The organism is Microvirga mediterraneensis (genome assembly GCF_013520865.1).
Classification (GTDB): domain Bacteria; phylum Pseudomonadota; class Alphaproteobacteria; order Rhizobiales; family Beijerinckiaceae; genus Microvirga; species Microvirga mediterraneensis.
In genome coordinates this window covers 1,437,108-1,463,056 of sequence record NZ_JACDXJ010000001.1, presented here as the reverse complement: position 1 = coordinate 1,463,056, position 25,949 = coordinate 1,437,108, and the positions used below count along the sequence as shown (strand labels likewise).

At 66.1% G+C, this 25,949-nt stretch carries 29 protein-coding genes and 1 other RNA gene; 13 read left to right on the top strand and 17 right to left on the bottom strand.

Going from position 1 to position 25,949, the window contains the following annotated elements; genetic code table 11:
* Positions 1-77: 77 nt before the first annotated feature.
* The 7 genes from ruvA to ssrS all read right to left on the bottom strand — a co-directional run bounded on the left by ruvA (position 78) and on the right by ssrS (position 4,703).
* A complete protein-coding gene (gene ruvA, locus H0S73_RS06905) occupies positions 78-695 on the bottom strand; it encodes a Holliday junction branch migration protein RuvA (protein WP_181051458.1) in 618 nt (205 codons plus the stop codon).
* Between the two features lie 170 nt (positions 696-865).
* A complete protein-coding gene (ruvC, locus tag H0S73_RS06900; RefSeq protein ID WP_181051457.1) occupies positions 866-1,369 on the bottom strand; it encodes a crossover junction endodeoxyribonuclease RuvC in 504 nt (167 codons plus the stop codon).
* 107 nt (positions 1,370-1,476) lie between these two features.
* Positions 1,477-2,223: a YebC/PmpR family DNA-binding transcriptional regulator gene (locus H0S73_RS06895; RefSeq protein ID WP_009763433.1), complete on the bottom strand. Its 747-nt coding sequence runs from the start codon at positions 2,221-2,223 to the stop codon at positions 1,477-1,479.
* Positions 2,224-2,356: 133 nt separating this feature from the next.
* Complete coding sequence (locus H0S73_RS06890) at positions 2,357-3,049, bottom strand: exopolysaccharide biosynthesis protein (RefSeq protein WP_181051456.1); 693 nt, start codon at positions 3,047-3,049, stop codon at positions 2,357-2,359.
* 75 nt (positions 3,050-3,124) lie between these two features.
* The gene (locus H0S73_RS06885; RefSeq protein ID WP_181051455.1) at positions 3,125-3,946 is read right to left on the bottom strand and encodes a TIGR00282 family metallophosphoesterase; all 822 of its coding nucleotides are present in this window, start codon (positions 3,944-3,946) and stop codon (positions 3,125-3,127) included.
* A gap of 14 nt (positions 3,947-3,960) precedes the next feature.
* Positions 3,961-4,542 (bottom strand): 5-formyltetrahydrofolate cyclo-ligase, encoded by a 582-nt coding sequence (locus H0S73_RS06880; protein ID WP_181051454.1) that lies wholly within the window; start codon positions 4,540-4,542, stop codon positions 3,961-3,963.
* 4 nt (positions 4,543-4,546) lie between these two features.
* Positions 4,547-4,703, bottom strand: a non-coding RNA gene (gene ssrS, locus H0S73_RS06875) — 6S RNA.
* A gap of 275 nt (positions 4,704-4,978) precedes the next feature.
* Between ssrS and H0S73_RS06870 the strand changes: the two genes are divergently transcribed.
* Positions 4,979-5,164, top strand: a complete 186-nt coding sequence (locus H0S73_RS06870) for a hypothetical protein (protein WP_181051452.1) — start codon at positions 4,979-4,981, stop codon at positions 5,162-5,164.
* Positions 5,165-5,332: 168 nt separating this feature from the next.
* Here the strand turns inward: H0S73_RS06870 and H0S73_RS06865 are convergent, their stop codons facing one another.
* Entirely contained in the window at positions 5,333-5,701 is a 369-nt protein-coding gene (locus H0S73_RS06865) for a cell division protein ZapA (RefSeq protein ID WP_181051451.1), read from the bottom strand.
* Between the two features lie 3 nt (positions 5,702-5,704).
* Complete coding sequence (locus H0S73_RS06860; RefSeq protein ID WP_009763427.1) at positions 5,705-5,998, bottom strand: DUF4164 domain-containing protein; 294 nt, start codon at positions 5,996-5,998, stop codon at positions 5,705-5,707.
* Positions 5,999-6,395: 397 nt separating this feature from the next.
* Between H0S73_RS06860 and tkt the strand changes: the two genes are divergently transcribed.
* The 9 genes from tkt to H0S73_RS06815 all read left to right on the top strand — a co-directional run bounded on the left by tkt (position 6,396) and on the right by H0S73_RS06815 (position 16,491).
* Positions 6,396-8,330 (top strand): transketolase, encoded by a 1,935-nt coding sequence (gene tkt, locus H0S73_RS06855; protein WP_246389228.1) that lies wholly within the window; start codon positions 6,396-6,398, stop codon positions 8,328-8,330.
* Positions 8,331-8,374: 44 nt separating this feature from the next.
* On the top strand, positions 8,375-9,382 hold the full coding sequence (gap, locus tag H0S73_RS06850; protein ID WP_181051449.1) for a type I glyceraldehyde-3-phosphate dehydrogenase: 1,008 nt from the start codon (positions 8,375-8,377) through the stop codon (positions 9,380-9,382).
* Between the two features lie 13 nt (positions 9,383-9,395).
* The gene (locus H0S73_RS06845) at positions 9,396-10,586 is read left to right on the top strand and encodes a phosphoglycerate kinase (protein ID WP_181051447.1); all 1,191 of its coding nucleotides are present in this window, start codon (positions 9,396-9,398) and stop codon (positions 10,584-10,586) included.
* A gap of 121 nt (positions 10,587-10,707) precedes the next feature.
* Positions 10,708-11,796 carry a class II fructose-bisphosphate aldolase gene (gene fba, locus H0S73_RS06840; protein ID WP_114945975.1) on the top strand — a complete coding sequence of 363 codons (1,089 nt, stop codon included), beginning with the start codon at positions 10,708-10,710 and terminating at the stop codon, positions 11,794-11,796.
* Between the two features lie 105 nt (positions 11,797-11,901).
* Entirely contained in the window at positions 11,902-12,552 is a 651-nt protein-coding gene (locus tag H0S73_RS06835) for a thiamine phosphate synthase (RefSeq protein ID WP_181051446.1), read from the top strand.
* Positions 12,552-13,451 (top strand): tetratricopeptide repeat protein, encoded by a 900-nt coding sequence (locus tag H0S73_RS06830; RefSeq protein ID WP_181051445.1) that lies wholly within the window; start codon positions 12,552-12,554, stop codon positions 13,449-13,451. The genes H0S73_RS06835 and H0S73_RS06830 overlap by 1 nt, the downstream gene beginning before the upstream one ends.
* A gap of 129 nt (positions 13,452-13,580) precedes the next feature.
* Positions 13,581-14,375: an inositol monophosphatase family protein gene (locus tag H0S73_RS06825; RefSeq protein ID WP_181051444.1), complete on the top strand. Its 795-nt coding sequence runs from the start codon at positions 13,581-13,583 to the stop codon at positions 14,373-14,375.
* A gap of 125 nt (positions 14,376-14,500) precedes the next feature.
* Positions 14,501-15,463 (top strand): flagellar motor protein MotA, encoded by a 963-nt coding sequence (locus H0S73_RS06820; protein WP_181051443.1) that lies wholly within the window; start codon positions 14,501-14,503, stop codon positions 15,461-15,463.
* Positions 15,463-16,491, top strand: coding sequence for a peptidoglycan -binding protein (locus H0S73_RS06815; protein WP_181051442.1), 1,029 nt, complete (start codon positions 15,463-15,465; stop codon positions 16,489-16,491). The genes H0S73_RS06820 and H0S73_RS06815 overlap by 1 nt, the downstream gene beginning before the upstream one ends.
* Before the next feature lies 1 nt (position 16,492).
* Here H0S73_RS06815 and pip read toward each other — a convergent pair whose 3' ends face one another.
* The 3 genes from pip to H0S73_RS06800 all read right to left on the bottom strand — a co-directional run bounded on the left by pip (position 16,493) and on the right by H0S73_RS06800 (position 19,604).
* A complete protein-coding gene (gene pip, locus H0S73_RS06810; protein WP_181051441.1) occupies positions 16,493-17,446 on the bottom strand; it encodes a prolyl aminopeptidase in 954 nt (317 codons plus the stop codon).
* A gap of 68 nt (positions 17,447-17,514) precedes the next feature.
* Complete coding sequence (locus H0S73_RS06805; RefSeq protein WP_181051440.1) at positions 17,515-17,688, bottom strand: DUF3606 domain-containing protein; 174 nt, start codon at positions 17,686-17,688, stop codon at positions 17,515-17,517.
* Between the two features lie 116 nt (positions 17,689-17,804).
* Positions 17,805-19,604, bottom strand: coding sequence for an ABC transporter transmembrane domain-containing protein (locus tag H0S73_RS06800; RefSeq protein WP_181051438.1), 1,800 nt, complete (start codon positions 19,602-19,604; stop codon positions 17,805-17,807).
* 164 nt (positions 19,605-19,768) lie between these two features.
* Here H0S73_RS06800 and rpmE point away from each other — a divergent pair, with 164 nt between their 5' ends.
* Complete coding sequence (gene rpmE / locus H0S73_RS06795; RefSeq protein ID WP_181051436.1) at positions 19,769-20,008, top strand: 50S ribosomal protein L31; 240 nt, start codon at positions 19,769-19,771, stop codon at positions 20,006-20,008.
* A gap of 76 nt (positions 20,009-20,084) precedes the next feature.
* On the opposite strand, the gene H0S73_RS06790 is transcribed toward rpmE, so the two are convergent.
* From H0S73_RS06790 to H0S73_RS06780, 3 genes are all read right to left on the bottom strand, one after another.
* Positions 20,085-20,423, bottom strand: coding sequence for a low affinity iron permease family protein (locus H0S73_RS06790; RefSeq protein ID WP_181051435.1), 339 nt, complete (start codon positions 20,421-20,423; stop codon positions 20,085-20,087).
* A 235-nt stretch (positions 20,424-20,658) separates the two neighbouring features.
* The gene (gene rcdA / locus H0S73_RS06785; protein WP_202049780.1) at positions 20,659-21,195 is read right to left on the bottom strand and encodes a protease adaptor protein RcdA; all 537 of its coding nucleotides are present in this window, start codon (positions 21,193-21,195) and stop codon (positions 20,659-20,661) included.
* A 282-nt stretch (positions 21,196-21,477) separates the two neighbouring features.
* Positions 21,478-21,684, bottom strand: a complete 207-nt coding sequence (locus H0S73_RS06780) for a DUF1192 domain-containing protein (RefSeq protein ID WP_181051433.1) — start codon at positions 21,682-21,684, stop codon at positions 21,478-21,480.
* A 101-nt stretch (positions 21,685-21,785) separates the two neighbouring features.
* Here H0S73_RS06780 and H0S73_RS06775 point away from each other — a divergent pair, with 101 nt between their 5' ends.
* Both H0S73_RS06775 and H0S73_RS06770 read left to right on the top strand, forming a co-directional pair.
* A complete protein-coding gene (locus tag H0S73_RS06775) occupies positions 21,786-22,784 on the top strand; it encodes an NAD(P)H-quinone oxidoreductase (protein WP_181051432.1) in 999 nt (332 codons plus the stop codon).
* A gap of 152 nt (positions 22,785-22,936) precedes the next feature.
* Complete coding sequence (locus H0S73_RS06770; RefSeq protein WP_181051431.1) at positions 22,937-23,653, top strand: DUF1013 domain-containing protein; 717 nt, start codon at positions 22,937-22,939, stop codon at positions 23,651-23,653.
* A gap of 54 nt (positions 23,654-23,707) precedes the next feature.
* Here the strand turns inward: H0S73_RS06770 and H0S73_RS06765 are convergent, their stop codons facing one another.
* Together H0S73_RS06765 and H0S73_RS06760 are read right to left on the bottom strand one after the other, a co-directional pair.
* Complete coding sequence (locus H0S73_RS06765) at positions 23,708-23,917, bottom strand: hypothetical protein (protein WP_181051430.1); 210 nt, start codon at positions 23,915-23,917, stop codon at positions 23,708-23,710.
* Positions 23,918-23,929: 12 nt separating this feature from the next.
* Positions 23,930-25,843, bottom strand: coding sequence for a propionyl-CoA synthetase (locus H0S73_RS06760; protein ID WP_181051429.1), 1,914 nt, complete (start codon positions 25,841-25,843; stop codon positions 23,930-23,932).
* Positions 25,844-25,949 lie beyond the last annotated feature (106 nt).

Here is a 25,949-nt window from a genome sequence, read left to right as displayed (position 1 = left end):
AGGCTTCATATAGGCGATGACGCTCTAATACGCCATTCTTAACAAGATCAAAACAGGAACGGTCCTTACGAGAGCACTTACCGCGCCAGCTCCCGCAACCCCAGCCGGATGAGCGTCTTGGCCTCGGCCTCGTCTCCGGCCTGCTTCATGGCGGCGGCCACGGCGGCTGAGGCCTGGACCTGGGGATAGCCGAGATTGACCAGTGCCGAGATGGCGTCCGCCACCGGGGCCGGCGCGCTCTTGTCCTCCACCGCTCCCGTGAGGCGGATGAGGGCGGGATCGACGGGTGAGAAGGCCGGGGCCTTGTCCTTCAGTTCCGAGACGATGCGCTGGGCGAGCTTGGGGCCGACGCCGGGTCCGCGCGCCACGGAGGCCTTGTCGCCGGTCGCGATGGCGGTCGCGAGACTGCCGGGGTCGAGCACCGAGAGGATGCCGAGCGCCACCTTGGAGCCCACACCCTGGACCGACTGGAGCAGGCGGAACCATTCGCGCTCCGAATCCGACCGGAAGCCGAACAGGCGGATCATGTCCTCGCGCACATGGGTCTCGATGGACAGGGTCGCCGCCTCGCCGGTGGACGGCAGGTTCTGGAGGGTGCGGGAGGAGCAATGAACCACATAGCCGACCCCGTGCACGTCGAGGATCACGAAATCCTCACCATAGGAATCCACCACGCCTTTGAGTTTGCCGATCACGTTACTCTTTGCTCCCCATAATCATCCCGGGGCTGTGGAGCGGAACCCGGGATCGTGTGCAGGATAAAACACTGTTTCTCTTGAAAAGAAAGCCTTTGGTCGCGCTTTGTTCTCACCGCGATCCCGGATCTTCGCTTGCGCTCCGTCCGCGATGACACCTTTCAATGATCTCAGAGGCTCGCCACCAGAGCGCGAGCCTTGCGGTGGTGCGCATGGGCGATGGCGATGGCGAGCGCGTCGGCGGCGTCCGCCTTCTTGAACTCGGCCTTGGGCAGCAGGATCCTGACCATGGCCTGGACCTGGTCCTTCTCGGCGTGCCCCACGCCCACCACGGTCTTCTTCACCTGGTTCGCGCCGTATTCCGCCACCGGCAGGCCGTGCAGGGCCGGGACCAGCAGGGACATGGCGCGAGCCTGTCCGAGTTTGAGGGTCGCCTGGGCGTCCTTGTTGACGAAGGTTTCCTCCACAGAAACCTCGTCGGGGGTCCAGGTCCGGATCACCTCGGTCAACCGGTCGTGGAGCTGCTTGAGGCGAAGCGCCAGGTCGAGATCGCCGTCCGAGGTCACGACCCCGCAGGCCACATAGGAGAGCTTCGTCCCCTCGACCGTGATGACGCCCCAGCCCGTGTTGCGCAGGCCGGGATCCAGGCCGAGGATTCGGACGCGTTCGGTCACTTTCTTTCTCCATCGTCATGGCCGGGCTCGATCCGACCATCCACGCCATCACCGGTTAAGAAGACGTGGATGCCCGGGACATGCCCGGGCGTGACGCACAAAGAATATCACTCCGCCATCTTCTGCATCAGGGCGTCGGAGAGCTCGAAATTGCCGTAGACGCTCTGGACGTCGTCGTGCTCCTCCAGGGATTCCATGAGCTTCATGAGCTTCTCGCCGGTCTCGTCATCGACCGCGACCGGGGTCTGGGGCTTCCAGACGAGCTTGGAGGCCTTGGGCTCACCGAACTTGTCCTCGAGGGCCTTGGTCACCTCGTTGAGGGATCCCTGGTCGCAATAGATCTCGTGGCCGTTCTCGGACGAGACCACGTCGTCGGCGCCGGCGTCGATGGCGGCTTCCAGCATGGCGTCGGCATCCGCCACGTCGGGACCGAACTCGATATAGCCGACCCGGTCGAACATGAAGGAGACGGCGCCGGTTTCGGCCAGGTTGCCGCCGCTCTTGGTGAAGTAGGAGCGGATGTCCGAGGCGGTGCGGTTGCGGTTGTCGGTCATCGCCTCGACGATGATGGCGGCGCCGCCGGGGCCATAACCCTCATACCGGATCTCGTCGTAATTCTCCGCGTCGCCGCCGGAGGCCTTGTTGATGGCGCGCTGGATGTTGTCCTTGGGCATGTTCTCGGCGCGGGCGGCGAGGATCGCGGCACGCAAGCGCGGGTTCATGTTGGGGTCGGGCATGCCCATCTTGGCCGCCACGGTGATTTCGCGGGCGAGCTTGGAAAACACCTTGGAGCGCACCGCATCGACCTTGCCCTTGCGGTGCATGATATTCTTGAATTGTGAATGCCCGGCCATCGGGGTCTCCGGATAGTTGGGCCGAAGGCGGCTTATGGAAAAGCGCCCGTCAGGCCTGAAAAGTTGACGATGGCAGGCTTATAAGGCGGCGAAGGGCCTGAGGCAAAGGCCCTCTCGACAGGTTCCGGAAAAACTAGAGCCCGAGCCACCCGGGCAGGTTGTGAATGGTCGCCAGGATCAGGTGGTAGGAGGCGCCCAGGATCGTGGCCGTATAGGCGAGCCCTGCCAAACCGATGAGGTAGCCGACGATCAGGAGGTAGCCGTCCTCCTCCATGATGGCGATGGACGCGATGACGAGCGCGATGGACGGCGGGAAATTGGTTCCGGGAAACGGGATCAGCACCGATACGGCAACCAGGAAGGCGAAGAACCCCGCCACCCGGTCCCCGAACGGGCCGAACAGGGGGAGCAGCCTGGGTTTGCAGTAGCTCTCGAGCTTCTGAAGCTTCGGCTCCGCGATGTCGATGAGGCGCTTGAACTTCCCGACGGAAACCGTCTGCCGCAGGATGAAGTCCGGCAGCCAGGGCCGGGTGTGGCCCAGCATCATCTGGATGCCGAAGATCAGGACCGGAGTCCCGACGATTCCGGCGATCCCCGGCACGTTCGGCACGCAGTTCGGCAGGGAGAACAGGATCAGCACGAAGCCGAAGGCGCGCTCGCCGAAGGCCTCGATGATCTCTCGAATGGAGATCGTCTCGCCCTTGGCCTCGTCGATAACGGCGCGCAGAACGGCGGAAGCGCTCTGGTGCTCGTGGGCGAGATGGAGCTCGCTTTCCTGATGATAGGTGCCCTTTTTCGGCTCTGCCGTCTCGGTATCCGCGTCCACCTTGTCCTCCGTAGCGCCAAGATGGGAACGATGCTGCACAAGGTAAAGGGCAGCGCGGGAGAGGGAGGCGGCGCGCTAATCCCAGAACCGCGGCCAAGTCTCTTCCAGGTTCGGTCCGAGCCGCAAAGCCGCCACGCGCACCGCCAGGCCGGTGCGGTCGTCCGTCTCGACCGCGATTCCGGACAGGGTCCCCTCGTTCAGGCCCGGCTCCAGGCGGGTGCCCGGCGTCTTCTGGATGAAGCGGCGGATCGCCTCTTCTTTCTGCATGCCGAGGACAGAATCGTAGTCGCCGCACATGCCCGCATCGGACATGTAGGCGGTGCCGCCCGCGAGCACCCGGTGATCGGCTGTGGGCACGTGGGTGTGGGTGCCGACCACGAGGCTCGCCCGCCCGTCGAGATAATGGCCCATAGCCTCCTTCTCGCTCGTCGCCTCCGCGTGGAAGTCGACGATGACCGCGTCGGCCACCTGCCCCATGGGGCAGGTTTCGAGCTCCCGGTCGACCGCCGCGAAGGGATCGTCGAGGGCGTCCATGTAGAGGCGGCCCATCGCCTGCACCACGAGAACACGGGCTCCCGAGCGGGTATCGATGAGGTTGGCGCCGCGCCCTGGCGTGCCCGGCGGGTAATTGGCCGGACGGATGAGTCGCGGCTGTCGCTCGATGAACACGAGCGTCTCGCGCTGGTCCCAGGAATGATTGCCAAGCGTGATGGCATCGGCGCCGGCAGCCAGGATCTCGTCGCAGATCGCCTCCGTGATGCCGAACCCGCCGGCGGAGTTTTCGCCGTTGATGACCACGCAGTCGAGCTGCCAGCGATCGCGCAAGCCCGGCAGGCGCTCGATCACCGCATTGCGGCCGGGCCGCCCGACGATGTCGCCAAGGAAAAGAAGACGCATGGTGGATCCTTAAACTAGGATGCGGTCCGAATGAGTTCGGCTTCGGTGATGATCATGTCGAGACGCCGGTCATGAGGCTCGACCGGCACTTCGTCGATCTCCTGAACCGCATACGCCAGACCGATGGTCAAGACCGGATGCTGCGTTTCGAGGGCCGCGATGGCCCGGTCGAAATGCCCCTTGCCGTAGCCGATGCGCCCGCCCCGGCGGTCGAAGGCGACGAGCGGCACGAGGAGCGCCTTGGGAAACACCTCCGGCGCGTCGGGGCCGGGCTCGCGCACGCCGAAGCCGCCTTTGACCAGCACGTCGCCGGGCTGCCACTGGCGCCAGCTGAGGTGCGGATGGAGGATCTGGGAGAGGGCGACATCCTGCCCGCGTTCGATCAGCGCTTCCATGAGGGGACGCGGATCGACCTCGCTGCGGATGGGCCAATAGCCTCCGACGGGGGTGACGTCCTTCAAATCGGGAAAGCCGAGGGCGCTCTCGGCAATGCGCCGGGCGGCCTCATGGCGGAAATCTTTGTCGAGAGCGTCGCGGCGCGCGAAAACCTCGCCGCGCAGGCGCTCTTTCAAGACTGGAGGGGGAGGAGATTGCATAAGGTGCGGAGCCACAGAAACCGTCGGAGAAGCGATCCCGGGAACCTACAAAGTAGGTGGGCGCCGTATGTCCCGGTCCACGGACCGGGTCAGGGACAGCTCCCTTCAGGATCGATAAGGCCCCGGGGAAAATGAACTCCTAACGCGCCCCGCAGCCCCGCCTTCCCTACATAGGGACGAGACGGTCCCGGGGAAAGGGGAAATGTGAGCCTGACCGGAGATCTTTGCGGCTCGGTCCGGTCACCGCCGATGACCCTAGGGAAATTACGGGGTGGCGCAGCGACCGAAATGGGCGCAATCTGTTCCTGTGGGGGATGTGCCATCGCTCGATGGAGGAAACATGGCCCATCTGAAACGGAACAATTACAAAGAGTTGTATCGTAACGATTCCACAGCCTCTCCCAGTATCGATTCGATGATGCGGGAAGTGCTGCACATGATTGGTAATATCGATTTCGAGTATCAGGTCGAGTTGGACAAGGTCGAGAAGAACATGCCCGACCAGGAATTGAAGGATTACATCAAGCGGAAGATCGAAGCCGCTCATCGCGAAAAGCGGGAGCCCTATGTGGAGCTTCTGACCCAGCTCCGGCAGCGCCAGTATCGTCTCTCGTTGAATTGAAGGTTTTGCGGCCCTTGGTGTCATTCCCGGCCGGAGCGTCTGCGGAGGGAAAGGGAATCCACAGCTCAGCGCGATCGTGGATCCCCTTCCCGCACTTCGTGCGCCGGGGATGACACCTGAGCACGAGCCCGGCCACGATGGCGGGGCTGTGAAGCCGCGTGCCGCAACCTATCCCTGCCCCGCCCCGTTCAGGCTGCGGGCCAGATCCTCGATCCGCTTGGCCGCCATCTGGACGCCCTCCGCGAGCCTCGTCTCGATCCGTTCGAGACGCTCGTCTCGGGAGGCGTTGATGCTGTTGAGCGCCGCGACCTCGGCCTCCAGCGCGGCAACCCGCCGTTTCGTCTCGTGCAGCTCGTCCGCCTGGGCGATGGCCGCCATCACATGGAGGCGCAGGTCGCCGATCTCGCCGAAGGCGGCGCGCATCTCCTCGATCCGGGCGTCGTAGGACGCCGCGAGGCCTTCGAGATGCCCCTCCTCGCCCTCGGCGCAGGCCACGCGATAGGTCTGCCCGGCAATCGTCACCGTCACCTGAGGCATGGCCTAGCCCTCCTCCGGCTCGAGCTGGCCGGCCTGGGCCAGGACGGTCTGGACGGCCCCGATGGCCTGGCGGACCCGCCGGCCGACATCGTCGGTCGCGGCCTCGAAGCGGTGGAGCCGGGTGAGCGCGCCGTCGAGTTCCACGGCGAGGCGGGCCCGGTCGTCCTGCATGAGCTGGAGCTCGGTTTCCAGGGCGCCGCGCCGCCTGTCGGCTTCCAGGCGACGGGACACGGAGGCCTCCAGAAGGCCCAGGGCCATGTCCAGCCGCTTCATCGCTTCCTCGAGTGTGGGCGCCATCATGCCTCCTGAATCGCCCACGACACTAGCGCATCGTACGGAAAAGTGGACCCGGTTTTCCGGGTTACGCGATGTGCTCTTCAAAGAGAGGCGCATCGGATCGATCCCAAAAGTGGATCCACTTTTGGGTCCGATGCGCTGGCATCGTACGGAAAAGTGGACCCGGTTTTCCGGGTTACACGATGCGCTCTTGGGCATCAAAGCTCACGCTCCCGACGGGGATTGCACCCCTCCGGTCTTTGACTCGCCTTGGCCGCGTGTTAAGGAGCCCACGCCTTTTCCAGACAGACCGCCCCGTTGCGGGGCCTCAAGCCTTGTGGATCTCGCCGTGCAAGATACCGTCTCCGCCGATCGCGTCACCCATTCCGATCTGGCGAACGCCGTGCGCGTCCTCGCCATGGACGCCGTCGAACAAGCCAAATCCGGCCATCCGGGCCTGCCCATGGGCGCAGCCGACATGGCGACGGTATTGTTCACCAAGTTCATGAAATACGATGCCGCCGACCCGACCTGGCCGGACCGCGACCGGTTCATCCTCTCGGCCGGCCACGGCTCGATGCTGCTCTACGCCCTGCTCCACCTGACCGGCGTGAAGGGCATGACCGTCGAGGAGCTGAAGAACTTCCGCAAGCTCGATTCCAAGACCCCGGGGCACCCTGAGAACTTCATGACGCCGGGCGTCGAGACCACCACGGGCCCTCTCGGCCAGGGCATCGCCACGGCGGTCGGCTTCGCGCTGGCCGAGCGCATGCTCAACGCCGAATACGGCAGCGACCTCGTCGACCATTACACTTACGTGCTCGCCTCCGACGGCGACCTGATGGAAGGCATCAGCCACGAGGCCATCGCGCTTGCCGGCCACCTGAAGCTCAACCGCATGATCGTCCTGTGGGACGACAACGGCATCTCCATCGACGGCCCGCTGTCCATCTCGGACTCGGTCGACCAGGTGAAGCGCTTCCAGGCCTGCGGCTGGAACGCCGTGCGGGTGGACGGCCATGACCCGAAGGCCCTGCAGCGCGCCATTTCTCGCGCCCAGAAGTCGGACAGGCCGACCCTGATCGCGTGCAAGACCACCATCGGCTACGGCGCGCCCAAGAAGGCCGGCACCTCCAAGGCCCACGGCGAGCCGCTCGGCGCCGAGGAGCTGGCAGGCGCCAAGACCGCTTACGGCTGGGGCCATGCTCCCTTCGAGATCCCGGACAATATCCGCGACGCCTGGGCGAAGGCCGGCAAGAAGGGCCGCCGCCAGCGCAAGGCCTGGGAAGAGCGCCTGAAGGCTCTCGCGCCCGAGACGCGCGCCGAGTTCGAGCGCCGGGTGAAGGGCGTGCGTCCCGAGGGCCTCGCCGAGGCCATCGCCAAGCTGAAGGACCGGCTCATCGCCGAGCCGCAGAACGTCGCCACCCGCAAGGCCAGCGAGATCGCCCTCGAGGTGATCACCGAAGCCGTACCGGAGCTGGTGCTGGGTTCGGCGGACCTGACACCCTCCAACAACACCAAGACCAAGAACCTCACCGCCATCTCGCCCGGCAACTACGCGGGCCGCTACATCCATTACGGCATCCGCGAGCACGGCATGGCGGCGGCCATGAACGGTATCGCGCTCCACGGCGGCTATGTGCCGGCGGGCGCGACCTTCCTGGTCTTCACCGATTACGCGCGGCCCGCCATGCGCATCGCGTCGCTTGCCGGCATCCCGGCCGTCTATGTGATGACCCACGATTCCATCGGCCTCGGCGAGGACGGGCCGACCCACCAGCCGGTGGAGCACCTGGCCGCCCTGCGGTCCATGCCGAAGATGCGTGTGTTCCGCCCGGCGGACGCGATCGAGACGGCGGAAGCCTGGCAGATGGCCCTCGAGCGTACGGACGGCCCGACGACGCTCGCGCTCACCCGCCAGAACCTGCCGCAGGTCCGTAAGGAAGGCGGCGCGAAGAACCTCTCGGCCACCGGCGCCTACGAGCTGTCCCCGGCCAACGGCCAGGCCCGCGCGACGATTTTCGCGTCCGGTTCCGAGGTGGAGATCGCGCTGGCGGCCCAGAAGCTCCTGGAAGAACAGAGCTTCGCCGTCCGCGTCGTGTCGGTGCCGTCCCTCGACCTGTTCCTCGCCCAGCCCGAGAAGGTGCGCCGGGAGATCATCGGCGATGCGCCGGTCAAGGTCGCGGTCGAGGCCGCCGTGCGCTTCGGCTGGGATTCGGTCATCGGCCCCGACGGAATTTTCGTCGGCATGCATGGGTTTGGCGCCAGCGCGCCCTACAAGGACCTTTACAAGCACTTCGGCATCACGGCCGAGGCGGTGGCTGAAAAGGTTCTCCGGACACACAATCTCTGAGGCACGAGAAACCTGAAGCCTCGTTACACAAGGGAGCTAAGACTATGACGGTGAAGGTCGCGATCAACGGATTCGGTCGCATCGGACGCAACATCCTCCGCGGCATCGTGGAAAGCGGCCGCAAGGACATCGAGGTGGTTGCCATCAACGACCTCGGCCCGGTCGAGACGAACGCTCACCTGCTCCGCTTCGACTCCGTCCATGGCCGCTTCCCGGCGGACGTGCAGGTCGACGGCGAGTTCCTCGTCATCAACGGCCAGAAGATCCGCGTGACGGCAATCAAGGATCCGGCGACCCTGCCGCACCGTGAACTCGGCGTCGACATCGCCATGGAATGCACGGGCATCTCCACCTCGAAGGAGAGGGCCTCGGCGCATCTGACCGCCGGTGCCAAGCGCGTCCTCGTCTCGGCCCCGGCCGACGGCGCCGACCTCACGGTCGTCTACGGCGTCAACCACGACAAGCTGAAGAAGGAACACATCGTCGTCTCGAACGCCTCCTGCACCACGAACTGCCTCGCCCCCGTGGCGAAGGTGCTTCATGAGACCGTGGGCATCGAGAAAGGCTTCATGACCACGATCCACTCCTACACCAACGACCAGCCGACGCTGGATCAGATGCACAAGGACCTCTACCGCGCCCGCGCGGCGGCCCTGAACATGATCCCGACCTCGACCGGCGCCGCCAAGGCCGTCGGCCTCGTCCTGCCGGAGCTCAACGGCAAGCTCGACGGGTCCTCGATCCGCGTGCCGACCCCGAACGTCTCCGTGGTCGACTTCAAGTTCGTGGCCAAGAAGAACACCACGAAGGAAGAGATCAACGCGGCGATCAAGGCTGCCGCCGACGGCCCGCTGAAGAACGTGCTCGGCTACACGAACCAGCCGAACGTGTCGTCGGACTTCAACCACGACCCGCATTCCTCCGTGTTCCACCTGGACCAGACCAAGGTAATGGAAGGCAACTTCGTGCGCGTGCTGTCCTGGTACGACAACGAATGGGGCTTCTCGAACCGCATGGCCGACACTGCCATCGCCATGGCGAAGCTCATCTAAGGGAGGCCGCTTCATGACCGCCTTCCGCACGCTGGACCAGGCCGACGTCAAGGGAAGACGCGTTCTCGTCCGGGTCGACCTCAACGTCCCGATGGAGAACGGCCGGGTGACGGACGCGACGCGCATCGAGCGCGTCCTTCCCACCATCCGGGAGATCGCCGACAAGGGCGGAAGGGTGATCCTTCTCGCCCATTTCGGACGCCCGAAGGGGCGCGATCTGAAAGAGTCCCTGAAGCCCGTCGCGGAAGCGGTCTCGAAGCATCTCGGGAAAACGATCGCCTTCGCCGATGACTGCATCGGCGAAGGCGCCGCTCAGGCCGTCGGCGCCCTCAAGGACGGCGACGTGCTTCTCCTCGAAAACACCCGCTTCCATGCGGGCGAGGAGAAGAACGATCCGGCCTTCGTCCAGGAACTGGCGAAGCTCGGCGACCTCTACGTCAACGACGCCTTCTCGGCCGCGCACCGCGCCCACGCCTCGACCGAGGGCCTCGCCCGGGTGCTGCCGGCCTATGCGGGCCGCACCATGCAGCAGGAACTCGATGCCCTCACCAAGGGGCTCGAGGCGCCCAAGCGCCCTGTCGTCGCCATCGTGGGCGGCGCCAAGGTTTCGACCAAGATCGACCTGCTCGAAAACCTCGTGGCCAAGGTCGACGCCCTCGTGATCGGCGGCGGCATGGCCAATACCTTCGTGCACGCAACGGGTCTCGGAATCGGCAAGTCGCTGGCCGAGAAGGATCTGGCGGCCACCGCCATGCGGATCATCGAGAAGGCCCGCGCCTCCAACTGCGCCATCATCCTGCCCGTGGACGGCGTCTGCGCCTACGAGTTCAAGGCGGGCGCCCCCAACCACACCTACGGCATCGACGCGATCCCCGAGGACCAGATGATCCTGGACGTGGGCTCCCAATCGGTGGAGCGCATCTCTGCCGCGATCAACGACGCGGCGACGCTCGTCTGGAACGGCCCGCTCGGCGCCTTCGAGATCGCGCCTTTCGACCAGGGCACGGTCGCGGCTGCCCGCCATGCGGCTCAGCGCACGAAGGAAGGCAAGCTCGTCTCGGTCGCCGGCGGCGGCGATACGGTTGCCGCCCTCAACCATGCTGGCGTTGCGGACGATTTCACCTATGTATCGACGGCAGGCGGCGCCTTCCTCGAATGGCTCGAAGGCAAGTCGCTGCCCGGCGTGGAAGCGCTGAGGGCCTGAAGGACCTTCCCGGGCGAGGACGTTAACCTTGTCCTCGCCGGGAGAATGCGGTTCCGGGCCCGCTTAAGCTCAGGTTCAGTTTCGGCGCGCTTTAAACGACGCGCCCCATAAGGAGGACGATATGGCACGCATCACCATGAGGCAGCTTCTGGATCACGCAGCCGAGCAAGGCTATGGCGTGCCTGCCTTCAACATCAACAACATGGAGCAGGCGCTCGCGATCATGGCGGCGGCCAGCGAGGTCGACGCGCCGGTGATCATCCAGGCGAGCCGCGGTGCGCGCTCCTACGCCAACGACGTCATGCTCAAGCACATGATGGACGCGGTAACCGAGATCTATCCGCATATCCCGGTCTGCGTGCATCTCGACCACGGCAACGAGCCCTCCACCTGCATGACGGCGATCCAGGCCGGCTTCACTTCGGTGATGATGGACGGCTCGCTCAAGGCCGACGGCAAGACCCCGGGCGACTGGGACTACAATGTGGGCGTCACCCGCAAGGTGGTCGAGATGGCCCATCTCGGCGGTATCTCGGTGGAAGGCGAACTCGGCGTGCTCGGCTCCCTGGAAACGGGTGAAGGCGAAGCCGAGGACGGCCACGGGGCCGAGGGCAAGCTGTCGCACGACCAGCTTCTGACGAACCCGGACGAGGCCGTGAAGTTCGTGGCCGAGACCAAGGTCGACGCGCTCGCCATCGCCATGGGCACCTCGCACGGCGCCTACAAGTTCACCCGCAAGCCCGACGGCGCGATCCTCGCCATGCACGTGATCGAGGAGATCCACAAGAAGCTCCCGAACACCCACCTGGTGATGCACGGCTCGTCCTCGGTGCCGCAGGACCTGCAGGACATCATCAACCAGTACGGCGGCCAGATGAAGCCGACCTGGGGCGTGCCGGTGGAAGAAATCCAGCGCGGCATCAAGCACGGCGTGCGCAAGATCAACATCGACACCGACAACCGCATGGCGATGACCGGCCAGATCCGCAAGGTCCTGACCGAGAACCCGGGCGAGTTCGACCCGCGCAAGTATCTGAAGCCCGCCATGGAGGCGATGACGAAGCTCTGCAAGCAGCGCCTGCAGGAGTTCAACACCGCCGGCCAGGCCTCGAAGATCAAGCGCGTGTTCACCCTCGCCGAGATGGCCAAGCGCTACGCCTCCGGCGAACTCGACCCGACCTTCGGCACGAGCCGCCAGGCTGCCGAGTAATCCGATCAGGCTTTCGCCTTAATCATGATCGACAAGCGGGGCCTCGCAAGATGGCCCCGTTTTCGTTATGGGAACCCTGTCTTTCTCATTTGTGACCCGTGATCCATGGCCGACACCGCCGCCCGCCTCTACCTCATCACCCCCGTCCTGGAGGACGCCTCCTTCGCGCCGCGCCTCGCGGAAGCCTGCGGAACCGGCGCCGTGGCGGCCGTCCTGTTGCGCCTGGGCCCCGCCGACGAGCGGAGCCTGATCAATCTGGTGAAGGCGCTCGCGCCCGCCGCCCAGGAGCACGGGGCGGCCGTGCTCGTCTCATCCGAAGGCAAGGCGGATCTGGCGAATGTCGCCGCCAGGGGCGGCGCCGACGGCGTCCATGTGCCGGGCGATCCGACCCTGGTGCGCGAGCTGCGCGAGAGGCTGAAATCCGAGCGGGCCATCGGCGTGGGGGCGATCCGCACCAGGGACGACGCGATGTCGTTGGGTGAGGCCGGGGCCGATTACCTGCTCTTCGGCGAACCGCGTCCGGACGGCTCCGTCCCGTCCCTCGAGAGCGTGGTGGAGCGCGCGGCTTGGTGGGCCGAGATCTTCGAGACACCCTGCGTCGCTTATGCCCCGAGCCTCGACGCGGTCGAGGCCCTGGCCGCCACGAACGCGGAATTCGTCGCGCTGGGCGACGCGGTCTGGACCCATGCCGACGGCCCCGCGGCGGCCGTGAAGGCGGCGGCGGAGATCCTGGAGCGGCAGGAGGCCTCGCGCTGATGCGCTGGTCCTGGATCCTCGGCGCGGCCCTCCTGGCCGCATCCGCGATGCCGAGCCGTGCGGCGGAGCCCGATCTCGCCTATGGCGCCTATCAGCGCGGCCTCTACCAGACGGCTTTCCGCGAGGCGAACCTGCGGCTGGAGAAGAACAAGAACGACGCCGCCGCCATGACTCTCCTGGGCGAGCTCTACAACCAGGGCCTCGGGGTCGCCATGGACCCGAAGAAGGCGTCCGAGTGGTACCGCCTGGCCGCAGGGCGCGGCGACGCCAACGCGCTCGCCTCCCTCGGGCTCATGGCCCTCGACGGGCGCGGCATGGCCAAGAACGCCGCGCAGGGCCGGACCTGGCTCGAACAGGCTGCTGCCAAGGGCAGTCCCCTGGCCTCCCACAATCTCGGCCTGCTCCTGCTCACCAGCGGCACCGATGAGGATCTGCAGAAGGCCGTCGAGCTGCTGAAGAAGGCGGCGGCCGCCGAGATCCCCGATGCGCAGCATGCCCTCGGCGTGCTCTATCTCAAGGGCCGGGGCGTGGAGCGGAATTCCACCGAGGCCGCCCGCCTGTTCGAGCGCGCGGCCCGCAACGGCAGCTCGGTCGGCGAAGTGGAATACGCGATCCTGCTCTTCAACGGGGATGGTGTTCCGACCAGCGAATCCCAGGCCGCGCGTTACTTCCGCCGGGCCGCCGCCAAGGGCAACGCCATCGCCCAGAACCGCCTCGCCCGCCTTCTCGTCGCCGGACGCGGCGTTCCCGCCAACAAGGTCGACGGGGCGGCCTGGCATATTCTGGCCGCCGCCCAGGGCCTGGCCGATCCCTGGCTCGACGATGCTTTCAAGGAGCTGAGCGCCGAGGACCGCAAGCGCGCCGAAAAGCTCGCCGCCGAACGGCTGGGGATGCGCTGAGCGCATGGGAACCCGCCCGAGGAGGGATCATTCGCGCCGCTGGTCGGTTGACCACCGCTTGACGCGAACCCTCGCGTGGTCCATCGACCACACTTCATTTCAAAACCGCTCTTTGCCAGGACTTGCCCGATGATCCGTTCGCCCCTCATGACCGTCATGACCGATGCCGTGATGAAGGCCTCACGCTCGCTCAAGCGCGATTTCGGCGAGGTCGAGAATCTGCAGGTCTCCCGGAAAGGTCCCGGCGACTTCGTGTCGGCGGCCGACCGCAAGGCGGAGAAGATCCTGCGCGAGGCGCTGGAAAAGGCCCGTCCCGGTTACGGCTTCGTCATGGAGGAGCAGGGCGTGGTCGAGGGCACCGACCCGAGCCATCGCTGGCATATCGATCCGCTCGACGGCACCACCAACTTCCTGCACGGCCTGCCGCAATTCGCCATCTCGGTCGGCCTGGAGCGCGACGGCCAGATCGTCGCCGGCGTGATCTACGATCCGGCCAAGGACGAGCTCTTCATCTCCGAGAAGGGCAAGGGCGCGTATCTCAACAACCGCCGCATCCGCGTGGCGGCCCGCACCGACGTGCCGGACGCCGTCGTGGCCTGCGGCCTGCCTCATATCGGCAAGGGCGACCACGGCCTGTTCCTGCGCGAATGCGCCTCCGTCATGGCCAATGTGGGCGGCATGCGCCGCTGGGGCGCCGCCGCCCTCGACCTCGCCTACGTGGCCTGCGGACGCTTCGATGCCTATTGGGAACGGGGCCTGAACACCTGGGACATCGCGGCCGGCATCCTGATGATCCGCGAGGCGGGCGGCTTCGTGTCCGACGCCGATGGCGGCAGCGACCCGATGGCCAAGGGCTCCATCGCCTGCGGCAACGAGGTGATGCACCGCGAGCTGCTCAAGCTCCTGAAGAAGGCCAAGGGCTGATTCCCCGGCCGCTCCCGGCCGATATTTCTGTTCGTCCCGTTGAAGTCGGCCATGGTCGCGCTTGATCCTTAGGACAGGCGCGGTCACATTGGTGCAGCTCCGAAGCACCAATGCACAGGATAACGATGGCGGACCAACCCCTTACCCCACCGCGGATTTACCTGATCCGCATGGCGGTCTTCCTGGTTCTGGCAGGGTTCGTCGCCTTCATCCTCTACCGGCAGATCTGGTCGGCCTTCCAGGCCAATCCGGGCCTCAACGCCTTGATTCTGGGCGTCATGTTCATCGGCATCGTACTGGCCATCCGGCAGGCCTGGCGGCTCTTCCCCGAGGTGCGGTGGGTCAACACCCTGCGCCAGACCGAGGAAGGGCTCGTCGCCCCCTCGCCGCCGGTCCTGCTGGCGCCCCTGGCGGCCCTCCTCGGCAACCGGCCCGGGCAATCCGGCTTTTCCGTCGCGGCGACCCGCTCGGTCCTGGATTCCATCGGCGCCCGTCTCGACGAGAGCCGCGAGATCGTGCGCTATCTCGCAGGCCTCCTGGTTTTCCTAGGCCTTCTCGGCACCTTCTGGGGCCTCATCGACACGGTCGGCTCGGTCGGGCGCATCATCTCGTCGCTCCGCACCGGCCAGGACACCGCCGTTCTCTTCGACGAGCTGAAGAACTCGCTCGCAGGCCCGCTCCAGGGCATGGGCCTGTCCTTCTCCGCCTCCCTGTTCGGCCTCGCCGGCTCCCTCGTCCTCGGCTTCCTCGACCTCCAGGCCGGCCAGGCCCAGAGCCGCTTCTACACGGAGCTGGAGGACTGGCTCGCCGTTTCCACCCTGGACACTCTCACCGACACCGCCCTGCGCCCCGGCACCTCGCACGACCTGACCGTGGCGCTGAACCGGCTCACCGCCGCCGTCAACGACGGCGCGGGCGGCCGGGCCGCGACCCAGGCCATGGCCAACCTGGCCGAGGGCGTCCAGGGCCTCGTGCAGCACATGCGGGCGGAGCAGCAGATGATCCGCGACTGGGTCGAGGCCCAGGCGGCCCGAGAGAAGGAGCTGAAGCAGGTCCTCGACCGCATCTCCCGTGAAAGGCTGCCCTGATGCCGATCTCGAGCGCGGGAGGACGCCGGCGGGGACGCAGCAGCCAGATCAATTACTGGCCGGGCTTCGTGGACGCCCTGTCGACCCTGCTCCTGGCCATCATCTTCCTGATCTCGGTCTTCACGGTCGGGCAGTTCTTCCTGTCCCGGGAGCTCTCCGGCCGCGACACGGTCCTCGACCGCCTGAACCGTCAGATCGCCGAGCTGACCGACCTGCTCTCCCTGGAACGGTCGAACCGGCGCACCATCGAGGACACGGTCACGTCCCTGCAGACGACCCTGCGCGCCAACGAGGCCGAGCGGGCACGCCTCCAGGGCCTTCTCGACAGCGGCGGTGCCGCCCAGGCCCAGGCGCAGGAGCTGGGCACGCAGCTCGAGACCGAGAAGCAGGCCACCGGCCGGGCACTGAGCCAGGTCGAGATCCTCAACCAGCAAATCGCCGCCATGCGCCGCCAGCTCGCGGCCCTGGAAGAGGCTCTCGCCGCCTCCGAGAACCGGGACAAGGAAAGCCAGGCCCGCATCGCCGATCTCGGCAGCCGCCTCAACGTGGCCCTGGCCCAGCGGGTGCAGGAGCTGGCGCGCTACCGGTCCGACTTCTTCGGTCGCCTGCGGCAGATCCTCGGCAACCGCCCGGACGTGCGCATCGTCGGCGACCGCTTCGTGTTCCAGTCCGAGGTGCTCTTCCCGGCCGGCCAGGCGAACTTGCGCCCGGAAGCCTCCGGCGAGATCGACCGCATCGCCTCCGCGCTCATCGAGCTGGAGCGCCAGGTGCCTCCGGACATCCCCTGGGTGATTCGCGTCGACGGCCACACCGACCAGCGCCCCATCGCAACGTCGCAATTCCCGTCGAATTGGGCCCTGTCGTCGGCCCGCGCCATTGCGGTGGTCCAGGCCCTGGTCGCCCGAGGCGTCCAGCCCCAGCACCTCGTCGCCGCCGGCTTCGGCGAGTTCCAACCCCTCGACAACGGCACCACGGAAGAGGCTTATGCCCGCAACCGGCGCATCGAGCTGAAGCTGACGGAGCGGTGATTTACACGAAGCGGTTCGTTGCCGCGACAATGCTCTCCGTCATACCGGGATCACGGGCGTCGTGCCCTGCTTCGCTAACGACGATCAGTTCGCTACCCGGCCAATGTCGCTGAAGGTTCCAGGGCGTGACGAGCGGACCGCCGATATCGAGCCTGCCATGGATGAGGATGCCAGGAATGCCCGCGAGGCGATTGGCATTCCGCACCAATGCGCCATCTTCAAGCCATGCCCGGTGGCGCCAGAAATGTGTGACGAGCCGCGCAAAGCCCAGCCGGAAGGCTGGGTCCTCGTAACGGGGATGCGGCTTGTGGTTCGGGTGGACAGCGACAATCGCCATCTCCCAATCGCACCAATCCCGCGCTGCCCTTTCACGGACGACAGGATCCGGATGCATGAGGAGACGGTGATAGGCTTCGACGAGGCTCCCTTCCCGATCCGCCTCCGGCACGCCTGACTGAAGCCGGCTCCATGCCTCCGGAAAGAAAGCCCCGACACCGCAGGTGATCCACTCGATTTCAGCCGCCGTGGTGGTGGCAATGCTGAACAGCACCATTTCCGTCACGCGATCGGGATATTGCTCGGCATATGCGAGCGCCAGGGTCGAACCCCATGAGCCACCCAGCACCAGCCATCGTTCGATTCCAAGATGCTGCAGCAGGCGTTCGATATCGGCAATCAGATGAGCCGTTGTGTTCGTGGAGAGATCAACGTCTGGAGAGCTGGCATGCGGCGTGCTGCGCCCGCTTCCGCGCTGATCGAAGAGCACAATGCGGTAAGCGCTCGGATCGAAATACCGTCGTGTATTCACCGAGCAGCCGGAACCGGGACCACCATGGAGCACCAGAGCAGGCTTCCCGACAGGATTGCCGCAGGTTTCCCAATAGACGCGATGCCCGTCGCCCACATCGAGCATACCGGAGTCGTAGGGATCAAGATGAGGGTAGAGGTCGGGCATCGATCATGCTTATCACGATGGTGCTGTCATGCCAGACGTGACCTCAAGGTAAGCGCAGCGTATTCCGCCTACCCCTTCCCCAAAGCCTGCGCCACGTCATGGACCTGATCGCCGACGCGGCGGATGGTCTCCACCACCTGTCGACGCGGGACGTTCCAGCGGTCGGACCAGTACTGGAGATCCCACGGCTCGAGGATGTTGATGCGGGTCGAGTCCTGCGGATGTCTTCTGCTGACGCCCATGTCTGCGTCCCCGGTCGATCCCAAGCGTGCCTTCGATCCGACGCAACGGTTTGGGATCACATAGGAAGGACGGGCCGGATGTCAGCCCGTGCCGGTGCACCTTTTTGAGGCAGCGCCTATTCCGCCGCCTCGTGGTGCTCCTCCGCGCTCGTGAACTGGAGCCGGGCCAAACGGGCGTAGAGGCCGCCCTGGGCAAGCAGGGTCTCGTGGGTGCCCTCCTCCACGATCACACCCTTGTCCATGACCAGGATGCGGTCGGCGGATCGGACCGTGGCGAGGCGGTGGGCGATGACGAGCGTGGTGCGACCTTCCATCAGCCGGTCGAGGGCCGTCTGGACCTTGCGCTCGCTCTCCGCGTCGAGCGCCGAGGTCGCTTCGTCGAGAAGCAGGATCGGGGCGTCCTTCAGGATCGCCCGGGCGATGGCCAGGCGCTGGCGCTGGCCGCCCGAGAGGGTCACGCCCCGCTCGCCGATCATCGTCCGGTAGCCTTCCGGCAGAGCCTGGATGAAGCCGTCGGCCGAGGCGAGTTCGGCGGCGCGGAAGACCTCGGCCTCCGTGGCCTCGGGGCGCCCGTAGCGGATGTTGTCGAGGACGGAGGCGGCGAAGATCGTCGGCTCCTGCGGCACGAGGGCCATCCGGGCGCGCAGGGCCGTGGGATCGGCCTCGTGGACCGCGACGCCGTCGACGCGGATCGTGCCGCTCTGCGGATCGTAGAAGCGCAGAAGCAATTGCAGGATGGTGCTCTTGCCCGCCCCCGAGGGCCCGACGATCGCGACCCGCTCGCCGGATCTCACCGCAAAGCTCAGACCGTGAATCGCCCGCTGGTCGGCGCGGGTCGGATAAGCGAAATGTACACCCTCGAACGCCACCGTGCCGAGCGGCGGCTCCGGCAGGGCCTTGGGGTTCTGCGGCCTCTCGACGGCGGGCTTCGCCGCGAGGATCTCGCCGAGGCGCTCCGCCGCGCCGGCCGCCTGGGCGAGCTCGCCATAGACCTCCGAGAGCTGGCCGAGGGAGCTCGCCGCAAAGACCGCGTAGAGCACGAACTGCGACAGGCGACCGCCCGTCATCTGCCCGGCCAGCACGTCCTGCGCGCCGTACCAGAGCACGCCGACCACGCTCGCCGATACAAGGAAGATGCCGGCTCCCGTCAGGAAGGCCCGCATGGTCGTGGAGAGCCTTGCGGCACCGAAGGCCTCCTCGGCGGCGGCCGTAAAGCGGGCGGCCGTAAGGCTTTCCATGCCGAAGGCCTGCATGGTCCGCACGGCCCCGATGGCCTCCGCCGCATAGGCCGAGGCGTCGGCGAGCCTGTCCTGTGCGGCCCGCGAGCGTCGCCGCACGGCGCGGCCGGAGAAGACCAGGGGCAGGACGATGACCGGGATGGCGAGCAGCACGAGCGCCGAGAGCTTCGGGCTCGTGATGATCATGAGGACGGTGGCACCCAGGAAAAGGAAGAGATTGCGCAGGGCGATGGAGATGCTGACCCCGAAGGCCGCCTTGACCTGGGTGGTGTCGGCCGTGAGCCGGGAGACGATCTCGCCGCTCTTGGTCTGGTCGAAGAAGGCCGGATCGAGCGAAGTCAGGTGCCGGAACACGGCGGAGCGCAGGTCCGCCACCACCCGCTCGCCGAGGGTGATGACGCAGTAATAGCGCAAGGCGCTCGCCAGGGCGAGAACGCCCACGACCACGACTAGGAGAACGAAATAGGCGCCGATATAGGCCCGCCCCTCTTCCGAGAAGCCGAAATCGATGACGCGCCGCACCGCGATCGGCATGACGAGCGTGGCCCCGGAGGCCACCGCGAGCGCCGCCAGCGCGGCCGCGATCCGCCCCTTGTAGGCCAGTCCGTAGGGGACGAGCGGCTTCAGGGCGCTGAGCGCAGCCTTGGGGCGGGTCTGCCCTTGGGAATGATCGGCCATGACACCTTGCGTTTTACGGAATCGCCACAAGGGGCGGTTTAGCACCTTTGCCCCGGCTTGTTTCAAGGTCTTAAGTGAGGTATAGGCGCGCATTCATCAATTCAGGCTCGATCTCAACATTGCGGGCTGACCAGATCTGGCTGGCCGCGAGAAGGACTATGGCAATGGCGCGCAAAGAAACCGATCACCCCGATTACCACTTCATCAAAGTGGTCATGACCAACGGCACCGAGTTCACGACCCGCTCGACCTACGGCAAAGAGGGCGACACCCTCAACCTCGACATCGACCCGAACACCCATCCGGCCTGGACCGGCGGTACGCAGCAGCTGCTCGACCGCGGCGGCCGCGTGTCGCGCTTCAACTCGAAGTTCGGCGGCCTGGGCCTCGGCGCCAAGAAGTAATCCGCGTCCTTCGGACCGGAACCGAAAAAGCCCCGCTTCGGCGGGGCTTTTTCTTTGTCGGCGTCGGGGAGCCGCCTCAGGCCGCCTCCCTGGCGGCGGGCTCATCGAGCGCCTTCAGGGTGCGGATCTCGCGGAGAAGCTCCCGGTTCAGGAATTCCAGCGAGCGCAGGCGCTCCTCCATCTCGTCGATGGTGCGGTTGCCCGTGTTCTGCAGCAGGAACACCATCAGGAAGGTGCAGATCGTGGTGCCGGTGTTGATCACGAGCTGCCACGTATCGGAGAACTGGAAGACGGGTCCGGAGATGGCCCAGACGGCCACGAGCAGGCAGGCCGCCATGAAGGCATAGGGGCTGCCCAGGTTGTCGGAAATCCATTCGGACAGGATTTCGAACCGATTGGTGATGAACTTTTTCATGGAACTCTCCTCGCGACCAGCCGCCACGGGCCCGATCGCAGGAGAGCCGAGCGATCAGCCTTCTGCGCGAGCCTGAGGCGGCATGGTCTTTCGACTGTCGCTTGACATGGGTTGCATATCCTTGGGTTGACGGCACAAGAGCGGCCGACAGGTTAGGTGTAGACCTTCAGGCAGGGGTTTCAACCCTTCGACGCGGAGTTAGCGCAGGGTGCGGCATCGTGGCCGCTCCCCTTGCTCACTTCACCGCCCCAAAGGCCCGCTGCAGCATTCCGAGCTGGGTGGCGACCGGGTTGGGGCCCGGGGCCCGGGGAGCCTCCTCGGCCTCCGAGATGAGGCGTTCGAGATGCAGGATCCGGGCGTGGAGCCGGGTCGCGAGGCCCATCAGGTCCCGCAGGCGGGCGGGAAGCCCCTCGTATTCGGCGATGGTGGTCGCGGTGTCCTGGGAGTTCAGGCGGACGCGGTTCTTTTCCAGCTGAGCCTGATCGGCCGTGATCTCCCCTTCCGCCACGGCCCGCTGGAGCAGCAGCCATGAGGCGACCTGCATGAGGCGAGTGGTGAGACGCATGCTCTCGCTGGCATAGACGAGGCTCGCCTGGCGCGGCAGGTGGCGGGATTCCTCGCGGCCCGGGCCATCGAGATAGGCAGCCGTTTCCTCGATGAGCTCCATGCCCTCCTGGAAAAGAGCCTTGAAGGCCTCGGAACCCACGAAGCTCTGCCCGAACCGGACAGGATCGATGTCGAGCTGGATCACGTCGGGTTCGTTCACGCACATCTCCCAAAAAATCTCTCCCCCGCGCCTCACAGGCGGGGGTTACGCAATGTTGAGAAGAGTATAGGACGGTCTGATCGGGCCTGCCTCGGTAACCTCTTCTTAAGGTTAAGGCGGCGCCGATAAAAATCGAGCCGCGCGAGGCGGCTCTTGAAGTCTAACAGGGAAGCGTCAAACAGAGTGGGCTTCGAAGCCACTCGGCATCCAGGGAGAAGCCCGGATGCCGTCAGGTCTATCCGGGAATGGTTAATGCGCCGTTAAGGACGTTTTTTCGTTACGGCGGGATCAGTCCTGCCCCAGCTTGAAGAACGCGCTCGCGGCCGCGCGGGAGTTTTCCTTGCGGGCCCTGGCCTCCCTGATGCGGGCGATCTCCCGCTCCAGCACATCCACGCGCTCGTCGAGCTCGTCGATGGAGAGCATCGAGAGATCCTGGCCGATTTCATGTCCGCTCATGATCTGGCGCGGTTCATCGGCGAAGGGATCGAGAGCCATGGCATTCTCCTCTTCAACGGTTGGTCATTCGGTCAATCTGGCATGTATTCCTTGGCACCGGAGCCTATATCCCGGGAGATTGTTGACCAAAGGAGGGAAAAATGGGGCAGATCCCTGAGATGATGCGCGCGGTGATCGCCGAAGGAAGCGGCGGACCGGAGGTTCTCAAGGTGGTCCAGCGCCCTGTTCCCACGCCCAAGGAGGGCGAGATCCTGGTGCGCGTGAGGGCCGCGGGCGTGAACCGCCCCGACGTAATCCAGCGGCAAGGGGGCTATCCGCCCCCTCCCGGCGCCCCGGACATCCTCGGGCTCGAGGTCGCCGGCGAAGTGGCGGCTACGGGCCCGAACGCCGCCCGCTTTGCCGTCGGGGCTCCGGTCATGGCCCTGGTGCCGGGCGGCGGCTATGCGGACTACGCGGTCGTCCACGAGAGCAACGCCCTTCCCATTCCCCCGGGCCTCTCCTTCGAGGAAGCGGGCGCCATCCCGGAGACCTATTTCACCGTCTGGACCAATGTCTTCGACCGGGGCCGCCTGCAATCGGGCGAGACGCTCCTCGTCCATGGGGGGACTTCCGGCATCGGCACCACGGCGATCCAGCTCGCCAAGGCCTTCGGCGCCACCGTGATCGCCACGGCCGGCAGCCAGGAGAAATGCGATGCCTGCCTGCGCCTCGGCGCCGACGTGGCGATCAATTACCGGAGCCAGGACTTCGTGACCGCCGTCAAGGAGGCCACGGGCGGCCGGGGCGCGGACGTGATCCTCGACATGGTCGGCGGCGACTACATTTCCCGCAACTACGAGGCGGCCGCCCAGGACGGCCGGATCGTGCAGATCGCCTTTCTCCAGGGTCCGAAAGCCGAGGTCGATTTCCGCCGCCTGATGGTCAAGCGGCTGACCCATACGGGTTCGACCCTGCGCCCGCGCTCGCCCGCCGAGAAGGCCGACATCGCCGAGGCCCTGGAGGAGAAGGTCTGGCCGCTCCTGGCGCAGGGGCGATGCAGGCCGGTGATGGATTCGACATTCGCCTTCGAAGACGTGGCAAAGGCCCATGCCCGCATGGATGGGGGCGAGCATATCGGTAAGATCGTTCTCACCCTTTAAAATTTGCAACATACCGGCACGATCCCTATAATCATCTCGTTTCCCTCACATCGTGAGACGAGATGCTCCGGTCCGGACCGGTTCGGAGCGCGAGAGAGTTTTGCCGTGCGGCGCCGATGATCCGGCGCCCGGCCTGAAGGAGGTTCACGTAGATGTCCCAGGGACCGTTGATGCCGAAGGCGACAGCCGTCTGGCTCGTCGAGAATACATCGCTGTCGTTCGACCAGATCGCCGATTTCTGCAAGCTGCACCCGCTCGAGGTGAAGGGCATTGCCGACGGCGAGGTCGCGGCCGGCATCAAGGGCCTCGACCCGGTGACCACGGGCCAGCTGACCCGTGAGGAGATCGAGAAGGCTCAAGCCGACCCGAACCACCACCTCCGGCTCGCCGAGTCGCGGGTGAAGCTGCCGGAGCAGAAGCGGGTCAAGAAGGGGCCGCGCTACACTCCCGTGTCCCGCCGCCACGACCGCCCCAACGCGATCCTCTGGCTCGTGCGCAACCATCCCGAGCTGAAGGACGCGCAGATCATGCGTCTGGTGGGCACCACCAAGACGACGATCCAGCAGGTCCGCGAGCGCACCCACTGGAACTCGGCCAGCCTCTCGCCCATGGACCCGGTCACCCTCGGCCTGTGCTCGCAGATCGACCTCGACTTCGAGGTGCAGCGCGCCGCCAAGGACCGCCCGCATGTGGAGGCCCAGGACCATGGCGGCACCCTGATGCCGGCCGAGGTCTCGACGGCCCCCGAGCGGGTCGACCCCTTCGCCGACATGAGCCGCCCGAAGCCGGCCCAGGAAGAGAGCATCGACGTCAACTCGGTCTTCGCCAAGCTCAAGCAGCTCAAGCGCGACGACGAGGACGAAGAGTAAGTTTCTTCATGCAAAAGGCCCGGAGCGATCCGGGCCTTCTTCGTTTTCGGGACCTTATCCTTGACGCTTCGGCCGTCTCCGGCGCGGCCTTGCCGGCCTGTCGCGATTACGTTCGAACTCTGTCTTCGCCCCGACGGCATCGATGCGCGCCACATTGCGCTGGTCCTTGGCCGCTCGATGAGCCAACGCCTTTTCATCGTCTCCCAGGGCCTGCGCCAGCAACGCTTCGAAACGGGCCTGCCCGTCCTCTTTCTCTTCCGTCATCCGCAAGGTTTCCTACCCCGCCAGTCCCCTGGCCCGCAGCGCGTCGCCGATCTCGGACAGGATCATGGGATCGTCGATGGTGGCGGGCGTCGACCAGGTGTCGCCATCGGCGATCTTCTTCATGGGGCCGCGCAGGATCTTTCCGGCGCGGGTCTTGGGCAGGCGCGCGACGGTGATCGCGAGCTTGAAGGCGGCCACGGGGCCGATTTTCTCGCGCACCAGGGCCACGAGTTCGGCCTCGATGGCCTCGGGCGGCCGGTCGATGCCGGATTTGAGCACCACGAAGCCGCACGGCACCTCGCCCTTGAGCGCGTCCTTCACGCCGATCACCGCGCATTCCGCCACTGCCGGATGGGAGGCCAGCACCTCCTCCATGCCGCCCGTGGACAGCCGATGGCCCGCGACATTGATGATGTCGTCGGTGCGGCCCATGACCCAGATATAGCCGTCCTCGTCGAGATAGCCGGCGTCCGAGGTGTTGTAGTAGCCGGGATAGACCGAGAGATAGGATTCCCGGAACCGCTCGTCCGCCTGCCACAGGGTCGGCAGGGCGCCGGGCGGCAGGGGCAGCTTGATGACGATGGCGCCCATCGTGTTGGGGCCGACCGGCCGCCCGCCCTCATCAAGCACTTCGAGGATGTATCCCGGCATCGGCACCGTGGGCGAGCCGTGCTTCACGGGCAGCGCGCCCAAGCCCAGCGGGTTGCCCGCGACCGGCCACCCGGTCTCCGTCTGCCACCAATGGTCGATAACCGGCACCTGAAGGATGTCCTCGGCCCATTGGACCGTGTCGGGATCGGCCCGCTCGCCCGCCAGGAACAGGGCGCGGAACGAGGAGAGGTCGTATGTCCTCAGGAGCTCCGCCTTCGGATCCTCCTTCTTGATGGCGCGGAACGCCGTGGGCGCGGTGAAGAGGGTCACGACGCCATGGTCGGAGATCACCCGCCAATAGGCGCCCGCATCGGGCGTTCCCACCGGCTTGCCCTCATAGAGAATGGCCGTGCAGCCGTGCAGCAGCGGCCCATAGACGATGTAGGAATGGCCCACCACCCAGCCGACGTCCGACGCGGCCCAGAACACTTCGCCAGGCTTCACGCCGAAGAAATGCTCCATGGACCATTTGAGCGCGACCATGTGGCCGCCGTTGTCGCGCACCACGCCCTTGGGGATGCCGGTCGTGCCGGAGGTGTAGAGGACATAGAGCGGATCGGTCGCGGCCACCGGCACGCATTCGGCCCGGCGGCCCTCCGCCTCCGCATCCGTGACGGCGTCGGCCCAGTCCCGGTCGCGCCCCTCGATGAGGGCGCAGGCGAGCTGCGGCCGCTGGAAGACGAGGCAGGCTTCCGGCTTGGACGAGGAGAGCGAAATGGCCTCATCCAGCAGCGGCTTGTAGGGAATGACGCGCGCCCCCTCGATGCCGCAGGATGCGGAGAGGATGACCTTCGGCTTCGCATCGTCGATGCGGGTCGCCAGCTCCTTGGCGGCAAAGCCGCCGAAGACCACCGAATGGATCGCCCCGATGCGGGCGCAGGCCAGCATGGCGAAGCTCGTCTCCGGGATCATCGGCATGTAGATGACGACGCGATCCCCCTTCGTGACGCCCATCTCCTGAAGCACGGCCGCGAGCGTCGCCACCTCGTCCCGCAGCTCGGCATAGGTGATGCTGCGCTTCGTGCCGGTGACCGGGCTGTCATAGATGATCGCCGCCTGGCCGCCCCGGGTCGCCGCATGCCGGTCGACGGCGTTGTAGCAGGTGTTGCACTCGGCCCCGACGAACCAGCGGCCGTAGATGCCGGCTTGGCCATCGAACACCTTCGCGGCCGGTTTGATCCAGTCGATCTCCCGCGCCGCCTGTTCCCAGAAGCCGACCGGATCGGCTTTCCAGCCGGCATAGACCTCATGATAGCGGCTTTGGGCGGATGGCATGGCGTTCCCCCTTGCGTTCTCTGCATGAGACTTCAAGCGCCTGCTGTGGTAGCAGGCCATCAAGCCGTGGTCAGGGGCGACTTTCGGTGAGTCGACTTTCGGCGAG

What these genes read in the sequence shown, in the direction of transcription:
- H0S73_RS06895 (WP_009763433.1), bottom strand. Translation starts at nt 2,223, where the DNA reads ATGGCCGGGCATTCACAATTCAAGAATATCATGCACCGCAAGGGCAAG.
- H0S73_RS06885 (WP_181051455.1), bottom strand. Translation starts at nt 3,946, where the DNA reads ATGCGTCTTCTTTTCCTTGGCGACATCGTCGGGCGGCCCGGCCGCAAT.
- H0S73_RS06880 (WP_181051454.1), bottom strand. Translation starts at nt 4,542, where the DNA reads ATGCAATCTCCTCCCCCTCCAGTCTTGAAAGAGCGCCTGCGCGGCGAG.
- H0S73_RS06870 (WP_181051452.1), top strand. Translation starts at nt 4,979, where the DNA reads ATGATTGGTAATATCGATTTCGAGTATCAGGTCGAGTTGGACAAGGTC.
- H0S73_RS06865 (WP_181051451.1), bottom strand. Translation starts at nt 5,701, where the DNA reads ATGCCTCAGGTGACGGTGACGATTGCCGGGCAGACCTATCGCGTGGCC.
- H0S73_RS06860 (WP_009763427.1), bottom strand. Translation starts at nt 5,998, where the DNA reads ATGGCGCCCACACTCGAGGAAGCGATGAAGCGGCTGGACATGGCCCTG.
- tkt (WP_246389228.1), top strand. Translation starts at nt 6,396, where the DNA reads ATGGACGCCGTCGAACAAGCCAAATCCGGCCATCCGGGCCTGCCCATG.
- gap (WP_181051449.1), top strand. Translation starts at nt 8,375, where the DNA reads ATGACGGTGAAGGTCGCGATCAACGGATTCGGTCGCATCGGACGCAAC.
- H0S73_RS06845 (WP_181051447.1), top strand. Translation starts at nt 9,396, where the DNA reads ATGACCGCCTTCCGCACGCTGGACCAGGCCGACGTCAAGGGAAGACGC.
- fba (WP_114945975.1), top strand. Translation starts at nt 10,708, where the DNA reads ATGGCACGCATCACCATGAGGCAGCTTCTGGATCACGCAGCCGAGCAA.
- H0S73_RS06835 (WP_181051446.1), top strand. Translation starts at nt 11,902, where the DNA reads ATGGCCGACACCGCCGCCCGCCTCTACCTCATCACCCCCGTCCTGGAG.
- H0S73_RS06830 (WP_181051445.1), top strand. Translation starts at nt 12,552, where the DNA reads ATGCGCTGGTCCTGGATCCTCGGCGCGGCCCTCCTGGCCGCATCCGCG.
- H0S73_RS06825 (WP_181051444.1), top strand. Translation starts at nt 13,581, where the DNA reads ATGATCCGTTCGCCCCTCATGACCGTCATGACCGATGCCGTGATGAAG.
- H0S73_RS06820 (WP_181051443.1), top strand. Translation starts at nt 14,501, where the DNA reads ATGGCGGACCAACCCCTTACCCCACCGCGGATTTACCTGATCCGCATG.
- H0S73_RS06815 (WP_181051442.1), top strand. Translation starts at nt 15,463, where the DNA reads ATGCCGATCTCGAGCGCGGGAGGACGCCGGCGGGGACGCAGCAGCCAG.
- pip (WP_181051441.1), bottom strand. Translation starts at nt 17,446, where the DNA reads ATGCCCGACCTCTACCCTCATCTTGATCCCTACGACTCCGGTATGCTC.
- H0S73_RS06805 (WP_181051440.1), bottom strand. Translation starts at nt 17,688, where the DNA reads ATGGGCGTCAGCAGAAGACATCCGCAGGACTCGACCCGCATCAACATC.
- H0S73_RS06800 (WP_181051438.1), bottom strand. Translation starts at nt 19,604, where the DNA reads ATGGCCGATCATTCCCAAGGGCAGACCCGCCCCAAGGCTGCGCTCAGC.
- rpmE (WP_181051436.1), top strand. Translation starts at nt 19,769, where the DNA reads ATGGCGCGCAAAGAAACCGATCACCCCGATTACCACTTCATCAAAGTG.
- H0S73_RS06790 (WP_181051435.1), bottom strand. Translation starts at nt 20,423, where the DNA reads ATGAAAAAGTTCATCACCAATCGGTTCGAAATCCTGTCCGAATGGATT.
- rcdA (WP_202049780.1), bottom strand. Translation starts at nt 21,195, where the DNA reads ATGTGCGTGAACGAACCCGACGTGATCCAGCTCGACATCGATCCTGTC.
- H0S73_RS06780 (WP_181051433.1), bottom strand. Translation starts at nt 21,684, where the DNA reads ATGGCTCTCGATCCCTTCGCCGATGAACCGCGCCAGATCATGAGCGGA.
- H0S73_RS06775 (WP_181051432.1), top strand. Translation starts at nt 21,786, where the DNA reads ATGGGGCAGATCCCTGAGATGATGCGCGCGGTGATCGCCGAAGGAAGC.
- H0S73_RS06770 (WP_181051431.1), top strand. Translation starts at nt 22,937, where the DNA reads ATGTCCCAGGGACCGTTGATGCCGAAGGCGACAGCCGTCTGGCTCGTC.
- H0S73_RS06765 (WP_181051430.1), bottom strand. Translation starts at nt 23,917, where the DNA reads ATGACGGAAGAGAAAGAGGACGGGCAGGCCCGTTTCGAAGCGTTGCTG.
- H0S73_RS06760 (WP_181051429.1), bottom strand. Translation starts at nt 25,843, where the DNA reads ATGCCATCCGCCCAAAGCCGCTATCATGAGGTCTATGCCGGCTGGAAA.